Annotated in this window: 10 protein-coding genes; 2 read left to right on the forward strand and 8 right to left on the reverse strand. The window is 67.7% G+C overall.

Features of this window, described 5'->3' with window-relative positions; genetic code table 11:
- Positions 1 to 15 precede the first annotated feature (15 nt).
- Positions 16 to 2421, reverse strand: coding sequence for a TonB-dependent receptor (locus FBZ89_RS28020; RefSeq protein WP_145754151.1), 2406 nt, complete (start codon positions 2419 to 2421; stop codon positions 16 to 18).
- A gap of 100 nt (positions 2422 to 2521) precedes the next feature.
- Entirely contained in the window at positions 2522 to 4534 is a 2013-nt protein-coding gene (locus tag FBZ89_RS28025) for a tetratricopeptide repeat-containing sulfotransferase family protein (RefSeq protein WP_145754153.1), read from the reverse strand.
- Positions 4535 to 4768: 234 nt separating this feature from the next.
- Between FBZ89_RS28025 and FBZ89_RS28030 the strand changes: the two genes are divergently transcribed.
- On the forward strand, positions 4769 to 6259 hold the full coding sequence (locus FBZ89_RS28030) for an HAL/PAL/TAL family ammonia-lyase (RefSeq protein ID WP_145754154.1): 1491 nt from the start codon (positions 4769 to 4771) through the stop codon (positions 6257 to 6259).
- A gap of 41 nt (positions 6260 to 6300) precedes the next feature.
- On the opposite strand, the gene FBZ89_RS28035 is transcribed toward FBZ89_RS28030, so the two are convergent.
- From FBZ89_RS28035 to FBZ89_RS28060, 6 genes are all read right to left on the reverse strand, one after another.
- On the reverse strand, positions 6301 to 7215 hold the full coding sequence (locus tag FBZ89_RS28035; protein WP_246172794.1) for an SDR family NAD(P)-dependent oxidoreductase: 915 nt from the start codon (positions 7213 to 7215) through the stop codon (positions 6301 to 6303).
- 85 nt (positions 7216 to 7300) lie between these two features.
- The gene (locus FBZ89_RS28040) at positions 7301 to 7978 is read right to left on the reverse strand and encodes a TetR/AcrR family transcriptional regulator (protein ID WP_211115385.1); all 678 of its coding nucleotides are present in this window, start codon (positions 7976 to 7978) and stop codon (positions 7301 to 7303) included.
- A 65-nt stretch (positions 7979 to 8043) separates the two neighbouring features.
- Entirely contained in the window at positions 8044 to 9603 is a 1560-nt protein-coding gene (locus tag FBZ89_RS28045; protein WP_211115386.1) for an AMP-binding protein, read from the reverse strand.
- Positions 9603 to 11252 (reverse strand): carboxylesterase/lipase family protein, encoded by a 1650-nt coding sequence (locus FBZ89_RS28050; protein WP_246172797.1) that lies wholly within the window; start codon positions 11250 to 11252, stop codon positions 9603 to 9605. Before FBZ89_RS28050 ends, FBZ89_RS28045 begins: the two co-directional genes overlap by 1 nt.
- Positions 11249 to 12628 carry a spinster family MFS transporter gene (locus FBZ89_RS28055; RefSeq protein WP_186457629.1) on the reverse strand — a complete coding sequence of 460 codons (1380 nt, stop codon included), beginning with the start codon at positions 12626 to 12628 and terminating at the stop codon, positions 11249 to 11251. Before FBZ89_RS28055 ends, FBZ89_RS28050 begins: the two co-directional genes overlap by 4 nt.
- 4 nt (positions 12629 to 12632) lie before the next feature.
- The gene (locus FBZ89_RS28060) at positions 12633 to 14894 is read right to left on the reverse strand and encodes a TonB-dependent receptor (protein ID WP_145754156.1); all 2262 of its coding nucleotides are present in this window, start codon (positions 14892 to 14894) and stop codon (positions 12633 to 12635) included.
- Between the two features lie 223 nt (positions 14895 to 15117).
- Between FBZ89_RS28060 and FBZ89_RS28065 the strand changes: the two genes are divergently transcribed.
- A complete protein-coding gene (locus FBZ89_RS28065; protein ID WP_211115387.1) occupies positions 15118 to 17067 on the forward strand; it encodes a M61 family metallopeptidase in 1950 nt (649 codons plus the stop codon).
- Positions 17068 to 17076 lie beyond the last annotated feature (9 nt).

Genomic DNA, 17076 nt, shown 5'->3' on the forward strand with positions numbered 1-17076 from the left:
AGGCCGGACGGGACATCAGAACTTCTGACCGAACTTGACGCCGAACAGTCGCGGCTTCGTCGGATAGATGCGCGCGTACTGACCGGAGATTTCAGGGGCGGAGAACGTGTTCCGGGTCAGCCCCCCGCGTTCGTCGAACAGGTTCTGGACATAGAACTCGGCGGTGGTGTTGCCGATCTTGCCACCCATCGAGATGTCGATGGTGGTGAAGCCGGGGCTGTCGCCGACGAGGTCGTTCGCCGTGGTGCCCAGGAAGCTGCGCGTGCTGGTCTGGTGGTTCAGGGAACCCTGGACGAAGCTGTCCACATCCCCCAGCAGGAATTCATAGCGGGCCGTCGTGTTGAATTTGATGCGGGGCTGCACCGGCAGCCGCGTGCCCTTCGGCGCCGCGATGATGCCGGAGGCGCAGTCCGGGTTGCTGTTGGCGCCGATGGCGCAGAAGTCGGTCGTCAGTTGGGCGTCGTTGAAGGCGCCCGATGCCGACAGGGTCAGGCTGCGGGTGACGGCCCAGGTGATGTCCGTCTCGACGCCATAAACCCGGGCGTCGCCGGCATTGTAGATGTTGGTCACGCTGCCGGAATTCAGCGCCACCAGGGCGTATTGCAGGTTGTTCCATTCCTCGTAATAGACGGCGCCGTTGAAGCGCAGCTTCTGATCGAACCAGGACGTCTTCCACCCCAGTTCGTAATTGTCCAGGGTGTCGGATCCATAGGGCTCCACCGCCGCCCGCCGGTTGTTGCCGCCGGGGCGGTAGCCGGTGGAGTACGTGGCATAGACCATGCGGTCCGGGTCGATCTGCCACGTCACGTTCAGTTTGTGGGTCTCGCCTGAATCACTGAATTTCTTGTTAAGGTAGGAACAGCTGTTCAGCGACGGGAAAGGCGTCACGCAGCCGGCCTTCGCCGCGTCGCTGGCGAAGCCCGAGAAGCCGGTCAGCGTGTTGTCGGCGATGAACCCGCGCACGCCGCCGGTCAGGGTGACGCTGGGCAGGATGTCGTAGGAGGCCTGGCTGAACACCGCGTAGTCGCGGTCGACGATGTGCACGTTGGTCAGGAAGATGTCGTCTTCGTATACGGGCGATCCCTGCTGGGACGACCCGTAACCAGGGGCGTAATAGTTCGCCTGAAACTGGTTGGTCTGTTCCTGATAGAACAGGCCGGCCGTGACCCGCCAGCGGTTGGCCGCGGGCGAGCTGAAGCGCAGCTCATGGCTTTGCTTGGTCAGATCCTGGTGCCCATAGTAATATTGGGTGGGGTCGATCTGCTTCCCCATCGAATTCGTGAAATACCCATAGTTGGGATAGGCATCGTACGCGACGGTGTAATAGCTGTAGTCGGCGTGGGTGTCGATCGACCGCTGCATATAGCCGCCGGAATAGAGCACATCCCAATCCCAGACCTTGCCCTCGACCGTCAGGGCCGCCTGGTACCACTTGTCGATGTTGCGTTCCGGCGCATAGTCGTGGACCTGCAGGTCACCAGCCTTGGGGTCGTAAAGGAAGGAACCGTTGGACCGCTGGTGCTGGGCGATGACCTGGGGCGTGACGGTCCAGTCGTCGTCCAGGTCGATGCCCAGGGCCACGCGGCCGCCATAGGTATCGACATCGTTGAAGTTATTTTTGACGAACTTGGAATTGTCCACGGTGATGGGGCTGTTGACCACCGTGCCGTCGTCCAGGGTATGGGGGCTCTGGTAGGTGCGCTGGTGGTAGGTGTTGTCGATATAGCCGCCATCATGCTCGTCAAAGCCGACGATGCGCACCGCCGCCTTGTCGCTGAGGGGGATATTGACGAAGCCCTCGATGGTGCCGCCCAGGCTGCCCTTGTCGAAGCGGGTGCCCTGCACGTCATAGCCCGCGGAGAATTTGGACGTGTCGGGCTTGTTGGTGATGATGCGCAGGGTGCCGGAGAGGGAACTGGCGCCGTAGAGCGTGCCTTGCGGCCCGGACAGTGCCTCGACCCGGGCGACATCATAGATATGGACGTCCAGCAGGGAGCCGATGGTGGTGACCGGTATTTCGTCCAAGTAGAAGCCGCTGGTGGGCAGCGCGCCGAACGGCAGGCCGTCGCCACCGGACGAAATGCCGCGGAAGAACAACTGGCTCTGGCCTGGCCCGAAAGACTGGAAAGACACGCTGGGCAACTGCTTGGCGTAGTCGTCGAAAGACTGAACCTGGTGTTGCTCCAGCGTGGCCGTACCCAAGGCCTGTAGGCTGATGGGCACGTTCTGCAGGTTCTCGCTGCGCTTCTGCGCCGTCACCACGATTTCCATCAGGCCGTCATTCGCCGCAGAATCCGGGGTCGCCGGTGCAGCGGGCGTGGTGTCGGCGGCGATGGCGGACTGCATTCCCCCTATCGGCGCCAGCGCCGTGGAGGCCAGAAGCAGGACCAGCCTGCCGGCCCGCTTGGTCTTAACTCGCATTATGATCGCCCTTTCCCATGAAGTTCCGCTTCTGTCCCTGTTCTTGTGGGTCTTCCGCCCTTTGGTGTTTTGTTATTTTACTTTATATTGATTTACACAACTATAACTCAACTTCCGGATACGTGGACAGCGCGGTCCCCAGCGCCGCCTTCAGCGGTGCCAGCCAGGGCTCGAAACGCCGCCAGTGGTCCAGCCCCTCGGTGAAGATGGGCTGGCGCACCTGTTCCGAACTGGGAGTCCGCACGGTGCGCCTGTTGTCCCAGAACGCCAGGCAGCCGTCCTCGAACGGCAGGCCCAGATGGTCCAACAGCGCGTGGACCTCGTTTTCGGTGTCGGCCACCAGCCGTTCATAAATGACCCGGTGCACGCAGCCCGGGGCCGCCCGGTCCACGTGGGCCATGAGCGTGGCGTAATCCGCGTAATAACGCCCCAGCTCCGTCAGGTCGTAGGTGAAGGCCTGGCCGCGCGCGAAATGCTGCTTGTACGCGGACCAGCCGACGCCCAGGGGATGCCGGCGGACATCGACGATCCGAGCCTTGGGCAGGATGGCGCGGATGAGCGCGACGTGCATCCAGTTGTTGGGCATCTTGTCGATGAAGAAGGGCTTCGCCTCATGGCGGTGCACCCGCGTCCGCGCGATGTATTCGGCGCCCAACGCCGCCAGGGCGTCGGCGGGAAGATCGTCCAGGCATTCCGGATACCGCCCTGCGGCCGCCCCTTTGCCGGGGGACGCCAGCCGCGCGGCGATCGCCATCATGTCGGGCAGTTCGCTGGTGCCCTCGACCATGCTGTGGCTGGCCAGGATCTGCTCCACCAGGGTGGAACCCGACCGGGGCAGGCCGACGATGAAGATGGGGTCGGGCGCCTGGCAGCCGCCACGGTCCCGGGCCAGGAAACCCCTATCGACCATGGCGGCGATGCGGGCGCACTGGTCATGGATCTCATCCGGGTCATAGTCCAGCTGGGCCCGGCGCAGGCGGTTGCCCTCGGCATAGGCCCGGAAGGTGGCCGCGTCATCACTCCCCGCATCCTCAAGCGCCTTGCCCAGCGCGAAATGCAGGTGCAGCCGGTTCTCGTCGTCCGCCGTTGCCCGCAGGCCGCGCTCCATGGCCGCCCTGTCGTCCACGGAAAAGCGGAAGGTCTTGAGGTTGGCCAGGCTCCACCACGCCTCGCCCAGCGTGGGCTGCTGATCAAGGGCGGTGCGATAGGCGTTGATGGCGTCATCCACCCGGCCAATCGCCTTCAGGACATGACCATAGCTCATCCAACCCTTGGCCTGCTGCGGGTGGCGGGCCAGGACGTGGGCGTACACGGCGGCGGCGGCGTCCTGGTCGCCGATGCGGACCAGCAGCGAGGCCTTGAGCATCAACACCGATGGATTGTCCGGCTCGTCCGCCAGCAGATGCCCCACCTCCGCCAAGGCCTCGGCCGGCCGGTTATGTCGCTGCAGCGTGCGGGCCAGCAGCTCGCGGGCTGCCGTGAAAGCGGGCGCCAGTTCCAGCGCGCGCCGCAGCAGGGTGATGGCATCGTCGTACCGGCCCAGGCGCACCGCCAGCTCGGCCATCATGCGGATGGCCGCCACGTCCGTGGGCTGGGCGCGCAACCGGTCCCTCAGCGCCCGTTCCGCCACGTTCAACCGGCCCTCGATCATGGCCATGGCGGCCTGGGCCAGGACGGGATCGCGGGTGGAGGCCTTCACGCCGGCCAGGCGGGCCCGCTCCGCCTCCTCAGGCTCGCCGGCGAGGGCCAGCGTGTCGGCCAGCGCCCGCCAGGCAGCGGCCAGGTCGGGGCTGAGCGCGCCGGCACGGCGCATCTCAGTGAGGGCATCGGTAAGCTGGCCCAGGTCGCGCAACGCCAAGCCCAGTTCCAGGGCTGTGGCGGCCGACTTCGGCTCCGCCACAGCCAGCCGGCGGAGTATGTCCGCCGCCGCCTGGATGTCCCCCGCCAGCCTGAGGGCACGCCCCTGGATCAGCCGCGCGCGCGGGTGGTCAGGTACGGCGCCCAGCACTTCCGCCACCTGCGCGATGGCCAGGGCCGGGGCGCGATCGACCAGCGTGGCCGCATGGTCCAGGGCCGCATCGATGGAAACCAGGGACGGCGCGGCGCTGGTCATGCGGCCCTCGCCTGCGGACCGTGATGGGAGGGATATGCAAGGTCCGACATGGGATGCCAACTCCTGCTTCGTCTGGGATGGCCCGTTTGTCCCGCTGGGCCGGGTTCCGTTGCCGGCGCTGCCCGTTCATTCATATTGTCTATACATTCCCACTTCGATTTAGTCTATACATAATTGCCAGATCACGCTGCCCGCCGCATGAATCTTGCGACTTATGGACCCAAGGAGCAAACAATGACGCCATCCGTCCTGCTGAATGGTCCCCTGACCTGGCGCGACCTCAGCGCCGTCGCCCGGGGCAGTGACTTGGTGCTGTCCCCGGACGCCTGGGCCCGCATCGGGAATGCCCATGCCGTGGTCGAGGCCATCGTGGCGCAGGGCATCCGGGCTTATGGCGTGAACACCGGGGTCGGCGCGCTGGTGAGCACGGTGGTGGACCGCGCCAAGCAGCGCGACCTGTCGCGCAACCTGGTCATGAGCCATGCCTGCGGCATGGGGCAGCCGCTGGAGACGGCCGCCGTGCGGGGCATCATCGCCGCCCAGATCAACAATTTCGCGCATGGCCGCTCCGGCGTGCGGCCCGACCTGGTGCAGGGCCTGCTGACGCTGTTGGCCCGGGGCTGCATACCGGAGGTACCGTCGCGCGGGTCGGTGGGCTACCTGACCCACATGGCCCATATCGGCCTGGTCCTCATTGGTGCCGGCTCGGCCTACATGGGCGGGCAGCGCCTGTCGGGACGGGAGGCGCTGGACGCCATCGGCATGTCCCCCCTGGTGCTTGATTCCAAGGAAGGGCTGAGCCTGGTGAACGGCTCGCCCTGCGCCACCGGCCTGGGCGGCTATGCGCTGTCGCGGATCGAGCGGTTGCTGGCCGCGGCGGACGCGGTCGCGGCGCTGACGCTGGAGGCGCTGGGCGCCCAGATGTCGGCGTATGAGGCCCAGGTGCTGCGGATACGGGTGTCGAGCGGGCTGCACCGCACGGGCGCCGCCCTGCGGAACTACCTGGCGGGCAGCCGCCGCCTGGAACGGGTCGCGGGGACCCGGCTGCAGGACGCGCTCAGCCTGAGGGCGGTGCCGCATGTGCACGGTGCCGCGCGGGACGCCTTCGACGGCGCCTGCGCCGTCATCGACCGGGAACTGCAATCCGTCACGGACAACCCCATCGTCTCCGGCACGCCGGCGGCGCCGGTCGTCGAGTCCGAGGCGCACGCCGTGGCGCCCGCCCTGGCCATCGCCCTGGATTCGTTGGCCATCGCCATCGCGCACCTGGGGTCCATCTCCGAACGCCATACCGACCGGCTGGTCAATCCGCTGGTCAGCGGCCTTCCGCCTTTCCTGGCCAGCGATCCCGGCGCCACCACCGGCTTCATGATCGCGCAGTACACCGCGTCCGCGCTGGTGGCGGACAACCGCCGCCTGTGCGCGCCGGCCAGCCTGGACGGCGGCATCAACTCCGCGCTGCAGGAGGATTACCTGGCCCATCCCACGGCGGCGGCCACCAAACTGCTGGCCGTCATCGACAACACCGAATACATCCTGGGAATTGAGCTGCTGGCGGCGACCGAGGCGCATGACCTGGCGGTCGATCCGGCGGACCGCGCGCCCGGCACCGCCGCCATACACGACCATGTGCGCGCCTGTGTCGGCCGTTATCGCGACGACCGGCCGCTGGCCGATCACCTCAACATCGGCGCCGACATCATCCGAAACGGCCTGCCGGCGTGACCGGCAGGCCGTGGGCGCTGGATCGCAGGACGCACAGGTGCTTAGCGGGGCACCGCCGTCACCCGGTCGCCGCCTAGGCCGGCGTTGGCCAGTTCCCGTTCCGCCTGGGTGAAACCATAGGCCGGCACGATCTCGTCGCGGCGGTCGGAGATGCCGTCCCAATTGGCCACCACTTTCTCGCCCGCGCTGGCGCCCGCCCCGATGTAGCGGCCAGCCGTCAGGGTGACGCTGGCCGTGGCGAAATGGCCGGCCCCCGCGCAGAGGATGGCGCGGGTGGGCGCGTCCTCGCCCGCCAGCGCCAGAAGGCCGGGGCTGACCAGGCTGGGCGCCAACAGATCCAGGCTGTTCTCCGACAGCACGCCATGGGTCATCTGCGTCGCCGCCGTCGGGGCCAGACAATTGACCCGGATGCCGTATTTCTCACCCTCGATGGCCAGGGTCTGCATCAGCCCCACCAGCGCCATCTTGGCCGCGCCGTAGTTGGCCTGGCCGAAATTGCCATAGAGGCCGGATGACGAGGTGGTCATGACGATGCGGCCGTAGCGCTGCTCCCGCATGATGTCCCACACCGCCTTGGCGCAGATGAACGCCCCGGTCAGGTGCACATCCACCACCAGCCGGAAATCATCCAGGCTCATCTTGGCGAAACTCTTGTCGCGCAGGATGCCGGCATTGTTCACCAGGATGTCGACGCGGCCCCAGGTGTCCATGACCCGCGCCACCATGGCCGCCACACCCGCCTCGTCCGTCACCGACGCGGCGACGGCGATGGCCTGCCCCCCCTGTGCGGCAATCTCCGCCGCCACCGTGTCGGCGGCGGCCTGCGCCAGGTCGTTCACGACCACCCGCGCGCCCTGCCCCGCCAGGTACAGGGCATGGGCGCGCCCCAGGCCCCCACCGGCCCCGGTGATGATGGCGACCCGACCGTCCAGCGACATGCGTTCCCCCTTCGCCATTGCGTTCTCCATTCTTGGCATATGAGTCTAACTCTCTGGTGAGTGAATAAAATGATGGCGGTTTGCTTAAATACGCCCCAAGCCCTCAGGACTCCTGCCGCCGCTGCCTGCAGACCTCGAGGAAGCCGGCGGCCATGAATGAGGCCATGCGCGCCTTGACCGCCGCAAAGTCGTCAGACTTGCACAATCCCCCCGACAGCTTGTCGATGCGCCCCGTGCGCGCCAGCGTCAGCAGCAGGGCGCCGGTGACGAAGTGATAGCCCCAGAAGATGTCTTCCTCCGGACTGTCCGGCAGCGCCTTCTTCAACAGACCGATCAGGCGCAGCACGACCGGGTCGAAGTGCTGGTCCATCAGTTCCGCCCCCCATTCCGGCGTGTTGGCCACCTGCGCGCCCAAGGCGGCGTAATTCTTCCAGCCCTCCCCCCCCTTGATGTACAGATCCAGGTCGGTGTCGAGGAACGCGTGCAGCGCCCCCTCCACCGTGGGCTTGCCGCCGGTGGCCGCGTCGTATTCGTCCAGCGCCTTCATGCGTCGGGTGCTGGTGACCTCCGCACGACGGGCGAAGACCGCGTCGAACAACTTCTTCTTGTCTTCGAAGTAATAGTTCAACAGCGTGTGATGCACGCCGACACGCTTGGCCACATCCTTCAGCGTGACGCCGTAAAGTCCGTTCTTGGAGAAAAGATACTCGGCCTCATCGAGGATCTGCTCCATCATCTCGGCGCGCTGCTCGGCCTTGGTCGAGCGCCGACGCGGTTTCACCTGTTCACTCAATCTTCCGTCCTGACGTGTGTCCGGGCGGCGCGGCTCGCTACCCGTTCCTTCAATCAGCCTCCATATTGGGCACGCAACCGGATTTTGTCGATCTTGCCCGTCGAGGCCTGGGGCATGCTGTCCACGCGGATGACCGCGTCGGGTATCCACCAGGCCGCGACCCGGCCCCGCAGGGACGCCAGCAGCGCCTCGTCGCTGATGTCATCGCAGGTCTCCACCAGCAGGATGGGGCGTTCGCCCCATTTCGGGTCCGGCCGGCCGATGACGGCGGCCAATGACACCTGGGGCAGCGCGCCGACGATGGCCTCGATCTCCGCCGGGTTGATCCATTCGCCGCCGGACTTGATCAAATCCTTGGCCCGGCCGGTGATCATGAGGTTGCCATTGGCGTCGATGCGCGCCAGGTCGCCGGTGGGAAACCATCCATCGGCATCGGTGGCGGGCGCGTCGTGGCCGAAATAACGGGCGATAACGGCGGAGCCGCGGACACGCAGATGCCCTTCGACCTCGCGCTGCTCCGGCAACGGCCGGCCCTCCGCATCGGTCAGCAGCAGGTCCACGCCCACGGCGGGCCGGCCCGCCAGGGTGGCCGACCGCCCGGGGTCGTGCGCCGGCGTCACCGTGCCGGTGGGCGACATCTCGGTCATGCCCCAACTGGTCTGCACGGCCACACCCAGGCGCCGCTCGATCCGTTCCATCAAGGCGGGCGCCAGGGGAGAGCCGCCCATGAGGATGCGCTTCAGCGTGGGCAACGCGCCGCCCACGGCCTCCAGATGTTCCACCAGGCCCAGCCAGACTGTGGGCACGCCCACGCCGACGGTCACGCCTTCCGCCAGGATCAGACGGGCCAGGCTGGCGCCGTCGGCATGGCGACCGGGCAGCACCAGCTTCGCCCCCACGGCCGGTGCCGCGAAAGGCAGGCCCCAGGCGTTGGCGTGGAACATCGGCACCACCGCCAGCACGCTGTCGCTGCCCGAAATGGCCATGACGTCGGTCTGCAGCACCCGCAAGGTGTGCAGGAAGCTGGAACGGTGGGTGTACATCACCCCCTTCGGCGCGCCGGTGGTGCCGGAGGTGAAGCAAAGGCCCGATGGCGCCGTCTCCGCGAAGTCGCCCCAGGCGACGTCATGCCGCGCTTGGGCGATGAAGGGCTCCAGCGGGGAAACCAGCGGCTCCTCCACGTCCCCATCAATGACCAGGATGCGTTCCAGGCCGGGCACACCCTGCTGGATCTGGCGCGCCAGGGGCAGCAGGTCGGCGCTGGCGACCAGCAGCCGCGCGCCGGACTGCGTCAGCATGGCGGCCAGCTGTTCCGCCGTCAGGCGGGGGTTCAGCGTGTGGCAGACGGCGCCCATGCCCATGATGGCGTACCACGCCTCGACATGGCGCTGGGTGTTCCAGGCCAGCGTGGCCACACAGTCACCGACCGTGATGCCGAAACCCGCGAGCACGGATGACACGGCCAGGCTGCGCGTCTGCAGGTCGGCGTATCCGATCCGGTCGGCGCCGCCACCCTCCCGGGCGGTGACGACCTGGGCGCGGGGATGCCATTTGGCGGCGTGGCGCAGGAACTGATCCAGCGTCAGGGCATAGTCCTGCATCGCTCCCCACATCACGGGCAACCCGCGCTCTTGGCCGGAAGGACCGGGGACATGATGCCGGTGTTCCAGTTCCACGGCAGGGCGCCGGCGGCGTGGCGGCGGCAGACCGTCGCCTCGTGCAGCGCGTACATGCCCGGCATCAAGTGGTTTTCAGGCTGCGGCGTGGCGGCGAAATGCATGTAGGCCGCGGCGCCATCATAAGGTCGCCACGCCGGCTGGCCGGCCGCGCTGGGCGTGCCGGTGCGCGCGAAGGAGGTCCAGTAATCCATCATCGCATCCGAAAAGCGGGCTTCGGCCGGGGTGTCCGCCACCTTGGGCCAGTAGGGCGGCGTCCCGTGGGCGGTGCCGAAGACGTAGGGGATTTCCGAGGCGTGGAAGCCATGCAGGTCCTTGGCATCCGCCTCGGGATAACCGTGGTCGAACAGGTAGAGGAAGGCCGGCTGGCCCAGCGCCGTCTGCTTGATCGCCAAGCGCTCCGACGTCCAGGCGTAGAGCGCGTCGCGGGTGTTGGCCAGGATGCTCTCGCCCATGTCGCTGGCGGGATATAGCGCCAGGTAGGCGTCGGCCAGATCGCCGTACTGGTGGCGGATGGCCGTCTCATAGGTTGCGGCATCGGCCGGCGGCGGCGGGGCCAGGAACCGCAGGGAGCGGATTTCGCCGCTGTTGAAGCCGACCAGGAGGGGGACCGGCGCCTGCCGTCCCTGGTCGAACACATCGACCAGTTGGGCGGTCAGGACATGGCCGTCGACGTTGCCCCAGGGGCCGTAGCCGGCCTTGACGGCCGCGACGGTCAAGGCTTCCGCGTCCATGCCGCGCAGCGCCGCGATGTCGGCGGCGCCGACCGCCGCCGCCAGCCGCCTGCCGTTCTCCTCCGCCGACTGTTCGCCGAAGCGGGCCTCCTTCAGTGTCGGGGTGGAGATCATATAGGCGCTCTGCGCGATGGCCTTGGTGAAAAGGCCGCGCGCCGGCGGCGACGCCATCAGGTACATGACGCTGAGCGCCCCGGCGGACTCACCGGCGATGGTCACGTTGGCGGGGTCGCCGCCGAAGGCGCCGATGTTGCGCTGAACCCAGCGCAGGGCCTCGATCTGGTCCAGCAGGCCGTAGTTGCCGGAAACGCCCTCCGGAGATTCGGCGCTCAGGCCCGGATGGGCCAGATAGCCCAGGACGCCCAGCCGGTAATTGATGGAAACGACGATCACGCCGTGCCCCGCCAGGCGGGCGCCGTCGTACAGCCCCTCGCTGCTGGCACCGCCGACCAGGGCGCCGCCGTGGATCCACACCAGCACCGGCGCCTTCTTCGCCGCCGCCGGCGCCCAGACGTTCAGCGACAGGCAGTCTTCGCCCATTTTCGCCGGCGGGTCGGCATAGAGGCTGCCGGGGCGGGGCGGCGGCTGCACGCAGGCGGCGCCGAAATCATGGGCCGGTCGCACGCCCGTCCAGGACTGGACCGGCACCGGCGGCTTCCACCGCAACAGCCCGACCGGGGGCTGGGCGTAGGGTATGCCCTTGAACACGGCCAGGTCGCCGGCGACTTCGCCTTCGACCGCGCCCACCGGGGCGTTGACGACGGGCCCGCCGGTGGCGGCGCCGGCGGGAACGCCGTGGGTGAGAAGCAGCATGGCGGCGCAGACGCCCATGCGCAAAAGCGGACGCATCATCGATCTCCAGTCCGGGGCCCATCCTTCCGCAACACCCGCGCCAAGGCCAGGAACAGCAAGACGGCCAAGCCATAGAAGGGAACGAGCGTGTAGAAGGCGAGTTGCAGCGAGTGGTCGGGGTGTGTGGCGCGGAACAGGTCGCTGACCGCGCCCAGATAGGTGGGGCCGAAGCCCAGGCCGATCAGGTTCATGACCAGCAGCAGCAGGGCACCGGACAGCACGCGCTGGTCGGGCCGCACCTCCTCCTGCACCAGGGCGACGGCCGGCGACAGGTAGAAGTAGTTGAAGAAGGTGGGGCCGGCCAGGAACAGCAGCGCCAGGGGCCAGGACGGCGCCCAGACGAAGCCGACGAAGAAGGGCACCGCCGCGCACAGGGCCACCGCCGGCACCAGCGCGTAGCTATGCCGGGCCCGGACGGCGAACCGGTCGATCAACCGGCCGGAGACGTACATGCCGGCGCTGACGCCGATGCCGATCAACAGGGCGTAGTAGATCGCCACCTCGCCCAGGGCCATGCCCTTTTCCCGCATCAGGAACAGGGTGGTGAAGTTCAGCAGGGCATAGGTGACGAACTGGGTGGCGCCCGTCGCCAGCGCCACCAGCAGCAGCGCCGGGCAGGTGAAGAACATCCGCACCGTTTCCCAGAACCCGGCCTTCGCCGCCAGCGTGGCTGGCCCCCCCGTGACTGGGCCCGCCGTGACGGGGCCCGCAATCACAGGGCCGGCATCCAGCCCCCCTCGGCGTGGTTCGCGCACCAGCAGGTACACGGCCACCGCCGTGACGACGCCGACCGCGCCCAGCAGTTGGAAGGCGCTGCGCCAGTTGTAGGCGGCGGCGATGGCGGCGCCGAAGGCCACGCCCAGGGCCTGGCCCAGCGGCGGGCCGAAGTTGTACAATCCCAGCGCCGTGCCACGCCGGCCCGGGCCGAAATAGTCGGAGATGATGGCGTAGGAGGGCGGCACGCCACCCGCCTCCCCCACCCCGACGGTCATGCGCGCCAGCACCAGCTGCGGATAGGTCGAGGCCATGCCGCAGGCCACAGTGGCCGCGCTCCACAGGGCGCAGGCGATGGACAGCACCCGCACCCGGTTGGTGCGGTCGGCCAGCCAGGCCACGGGGATGGAGATGAAGCAATAGAACAGGGCGAAGTAGAGCCCGCTGATCAGGCCCAGCTGGCCGTCCGTAACCTTCAGGTCATCCTGGATGGGCTTGGCCAGGATGGACAGCAACTGCCGATCCAGGAAATTGAGGACATAGACAAAGCAGAGCATGCCCAGCACGAACCAGGCGCGGGCCCCCGGCCGCGCGGACGACGGCGCGACCGGGGAAGGGGTGACGGCGTCGGCCGCCGGTGCAAGCGTCTCGGGCACCGCCATCACCTCAAATCCCATAGGTCAGCCGGATGCCGACGGTGCGCGGCCGCATGGTGCCGTAGCGGCTGGCCAGGAACGCCTCGGGATGGATGTAGGTGATGGAGGCGTCGTCCAAGAGGTTCTCGACATAGGCCGTGGCCGTCCATTTATCGCGCGCCACGCTGAAGCTCATGTTCACGTTGTTGTAGCTGTCGGTGTAGCCAAAGGTGGGGTTGATGGTCTGCGGCTGCCCCGGCACCCGCGGGAACTCGCTGGGGAAGGACCCCACGTGCTGGAAGTTGATGGCGACGTTGCCCATCATGTCCGGCGTCACGTCGAAGGCGTACTGGGCGTAGGCGGACCCCTGGAAGTGCGGTGACGACAGGCTGGCGCCCAGCACGGCGCCGGAAATGGCCGCCTCGGCCGGGCTGAGCTTCGTCACCCGCGCGTCATTGAACGAACCGTTCAGGCCGATGGTGAGGCCGGTCACGGGCACGGCAGCGATCTCGAACTCGATGCCCTTGCTTTGCGCCGCGCCGATGTTGGTGGCGAATTGCACCGAGTCCGACACGCGGTTGGCCTGGACCTGGATGTTGCTCCAGTCGATCAGGTAGAGCGCCAGGTTCGCCGACAGCCTGCCATCGAACCACCGCCCCTTGGCGCCGATCTCATAGTTGGTCAGGTCGTCGGAATCCGCGCCGTTGGGAATGATCAGGTCCTTGGCGTTGACCGTGCTGGGCCGCCCGGCGTAGGCGTTGACCACGGGGGCGCGGAAGCCGGTGGCGATGGTCGCGTAGGTCGTCAGTTCCGGGATGGGCTTGAACGAGGCGCTGACCTTGTAGGATGGCTGGCTGCCCTCCGCCTTCGTGCCGGTGGCCGGCGGCGTGGAGGTGATGGTCAGGGGCCCCGACCTGCCCAGCAAGGCGTTCGTCAGGTAATTGGAGTTATAGCCGCCCGTGGTGAACGCCTGGGCATCCAGGCCGCCATAGCGCAGGCCGCCGGTCAGCCAGAATTCGTCCGTGACGTGGTAGGTCAGCTCACCAAAGCCCGCCAGCTCATGCGAATTGGTGTAGGTGTAAAGGCGCTGGTAATACTGGTCCGGCACGCCGGTGATGTTGTGCGCCCTCAGGTAGGCGATGTCGGAACGGTAGAGGTAGTCGATGTCCAGCCGGCGATCCAAATAGAAGGTGCCGATGGTCCAATCCCACTTGCCGCCGGGATCGGACGACAGCCGCGCCTCCTCCACGAAGGTGTTCTGAAAGGCCGACGCATCCAGGCCGAAGGGAATGGCGCCGGCGAAGGTGCCGGCCAGGTCCACGAAGAACTGCTGGTCGAATTCCGACCAGGTCGTGGAGCTGGTGAAGTGCGCGCCGTCGAACTGGTAGTCTATGGTGCCGTTGACGGTGCCCAGCTTGCCGGTGAACAGGTCCGGCTCGTTGGAGTTGCGCTTGTACTTGCCCAGCCGGGGATCAATCAGGGCGCTGTCATGCGGGTTGCTGTCCTCATACGAGGCCAGCAGCTTGATCTGCAGGCGGTCCGACCCCTTGAGCAACAGGCTCATGCGGCCGCCGGTGTCGATCAGCGTGTTGGCGTTGTGCACGCCGGTGCCCAGGTTATCGACCCACCCTTCCTCATGGCGGTAGAAGCCCACCATGCGCAGCGCCAGCTTGTCCTCCACCAGCGGCACGTTGACCATGGCGTCATAGCGCTGGCGCCAGGAGTCCGATCCGGTCAGAGCGACATCGGCCAGGGCGCTGCTGTCATATTGGGTCACGTCGGGGCTTTTGAGCAGGATGCGCAGGGCGCCCGACAGCGAACCGGACCCGAACAGCGTCCCCTGCGGGCCGCGCAAGAACTCCACACGTTCCACGTCGAACAGGTTGGGGTCCAGGACGGTGGTGTTGCCGGTGGTGGAGATGGGCAGTTCGTCGATGTAGACGGCGACGCTGCTTTGCAGGTTGGCGCCATAGCCGTTGGTGGCGATGCCGCGGGCCGTGAAATTGTTGAAGTTGGCGGTGGGCTTGTTCAGCACCACGCCCGGCGTCTCGCGCGCCAGCCCCTCATAACCGACGATGCCCTGCTTGGTCAGTTCTTCCTGCGAGAACGCGGTGACGCTCAACGGCACGTCCTGCAGACGCTCGGGCCGGCGGGTGGCGGTGACGACGATTTCCTGCAAGGCGTCGGAGGCGGACGCCTTGGGCGGCGTTGACGCGGTATCCTGTGCCAGGGCCGAAACCGTGGACGTGAGTAACGTGGCCGCGCACGCGGACACGAGCAGCTTGGCTCTCATGACGTGTTAAACCTCCCGTGCGTCGCCGATCGAACGTCGGCGTATGGGCGCCACCATGAGGCAGGCGTACCTCGATGTCAATATTCACTCTCACGTGTGTGAATATTATGCTCCCGCCGGTGGGCCAGGCGCTGCCGCGTTGACCGGGAACGCTCTGCGCCATTGCGCTACAGGTAGGCGTGGCGCTTATAAGGCTGGCCCCGACACGCAAGGAAGATCCGCGTTGAAGACCTTAGGTTCCGCCGCCGTCGCCCTTCTCTTGATCGCGGGTTCCGCCTGGGCGCAACCCGGCGCCGGCCCCCAGCCGGTGACGCCGGCGCCATTCGCCCCGGCCCCCCAGGACGGGCCTTTCAACGGCGTCATCCGGTTGGACGTGGACGCGACGGACACCGTGCACAAGGTCTTCACCGTCCATGAAACCATTCCGGTGCAGCAGGCGGGCCGCATGGTCCTGCTGTACCCGGAATATGAGACGGGCAGCCACGCCGCCACCGCCTCCATCGCGGCGCTGGCGGGCCTGACGCTGCATGCGGGCGGCCAGCCCCTGGCCTGGCGTCGTGACCCGCTGAACCCCTATGCCTTCGCGGTGGAGGTGCCGGCGGGCGCCGCCGCCGTCGAGGCCGATTTCCAGTTCCTGTCCCCCACCGGCCCGCGCCAGGGGCCCCTGCGTATGACGCCCGGCATGGTCACCGTCGCCTGGCAGACCCTGGTGCTGTACCCGGCCGGCTGGTTCACCCGCGACATTCCCGTCGCGGCCAGCCTGCGCCTGCCCCCCGGCATGACGCCGGCCACCACCCTGGCACCCGCCCTGGCGCCCACCCCGGCACCCACGTCCGGCACCGAGGGGAGGCTGAGCTTCGCGACCGAGACGCTGGAGGACTTGGTCGATTCGCCGGTCTATGCCGGCCGCCACGTCCGCGAGGTTCCGCTGTCACAGGACAAGGCGGCGCCGGTGACCCTGGCGCTGCTGGCGGAAAAGGCGGAGGACCTGGAAACCACGCCGGCGCAGATCGCCGGCCTGGCCCGCATGGTGGCGCAGACCCACCGCCTGCTGGGCCCGGCGCACTATCGCCGCTACGCGCTGATCGTGGCGCTCAACGACCAGTTGCCCGGGCCCGGCGGGTTCGAGCACATGGAGTCCAGCGAGAACGCGGTGCCGCCGGACTTCTTCCAGGCCACCGACGGCTACGCCGTCTATCAGGACCTGTTCGCGCACGAGTTCGTCCATTCCTGGAATGGCCGATACCGCCAGCCGGCCGGCCTGTGGGCCCCGACCTACAACCAGCCGGTCGATGGCAGCCTGCTTTGGGTCTATGAGGGGCAGACGGAGTTTTGGGGCCGTGTGCTGGCGGCACGCGCCGGCCTGAGAACGGCGGCGCAGACGCTGGATGCCCTGGCGATCGATGCCGCCGTCGCCCAATCCCGTGTCGGCCGGGCGTGGAAGTCGCTGCAGGACAGCGCCAACGACCCGTCCATCGCCATCGGCCGGCCCATGGTGTGGCGCGATTGGCAGCGGCGGGAGGATTATTACGGCGAGGGCGTGCTGCTGTGGCTGGATGCCGACAGCCTGATCCGCGAACGCACGGGCGGCAAGCGCGGCCTGGACGACGTGGCGCGCGCCCTGTTCGGCGGCCCGGCCGGGGACCGGGTGATCCGCACTTACAGCTTCGATGACGTCTGTGCCGCCCTCAACAGCGTGCTGCCCTTCGATTGGGCCGCCTTCCTGCGCCGGCGGCTGGACGCCCACGACGACACCGGGCTGCTGGATGGCCTGACGCGGGGCGGCTATCGCCTGGTCTTCACCGACACGCCCACCGACTATTTCCGGCAGACGGAGACGGACGGCGGCGGCACCGATCTCAGCTACTCCATTGGCTTGGTGGTGGACGCCAAGGGCCAGGCCCGCGCCGTCGCCTGGAACGGCCCGGCCTTCCGCGCCGGCCTGAACGTCGGCAGCCGCCTCATCGCGGTCAACGGCCAACCCTTCAGCGGCGACCGGCTGATCGAGGCGGTGCGGCAAGCCGCCGCCCGTCCGGTGGAGCTGGGCTTCGACAGCGACGGGGCGGAACAAACCGCCGCCATCGACTATCATGGGACCCTGCGCTATCCCCGGCTGGAACGCGTCACCGGCACGCCCGATCGCCTGACGGCGCTGTTGCGGCCTCTGCCGTGATGGCGGCTG

Source organism: Nitrospirillum amazonense (assembly GCF_007828045.1).
Taxonomy (GTDB): domain Bacteria; phylum Pseudomonadota; class Alphaproteobacteria; order Azospirillales; family Azospirillaceae; genus Nitrospirillum; species Nitrospirillum amazonense_C.

Excerpts from the sequence above, each read along its gene's own strand:
- FBZ89_RS28045 (WP_211115386.1), bottom strand. The coding sequence starts at position 9,603 with ATGTGGGGAGCGATGCAGGACTATGCCCTGACGCTGGATCAGTTCCTG.
- FBZ89_RS28025 (WP_145754153.1), bottom strand. The coding sequence starts at position 4,534 with ATGACCAGCGCCGCGCCGTCCCTGGTTTCCATCGATGCGGCCCTGGAC.
- FBZ89_RS28020 (WP_145754151.1), bottom strand. The coding sequence starts at position 2,421 with ATGCGAGTTAAGACCAAGCGGGCCGGCAGGCTGGTCCTGCTTCTGGCC.
- FBZ89_RS28030 (WP_145754154.1), top strand. The coding sequence starts at position 4,769 with ATGACGCCATCCGTCCTGCTGAATGGTCCCCTGACCTGGCGCGACCTC.
- FBZ89_RS28055 (WP_186457629.1), bottom strand. The coding sequence starts at position 12,628 with ATGGCGGTGCCCGAGACGCTTGCACCGGCGGCCGACGCCGTCACCCCT.
- FBZ89_RS28035 (WP_246172794.1), bottom strand. The coding sequence starts at position 7,215 with ATGGCGAAGGGGGAACGCATGTCGCTGGACGGTCGGGTCGCCATCATC.
- FBZ89_RS28060 (WP_145754156.1), bottom strand. The coding sequence starts at position 14,894 with ATGAGAGCCAAGCTGCTCGTGTCCGCGTGCGCGGCCACGTTACTCACG.
- FBZ89_RS28050 (WP_246172797.1), bottom strand. The coding sequence starts at position 11,252 with ATGATGCGTCCGCTTTTGCGCATGGGCGTCTGCGCCGCCATGCTGCTT.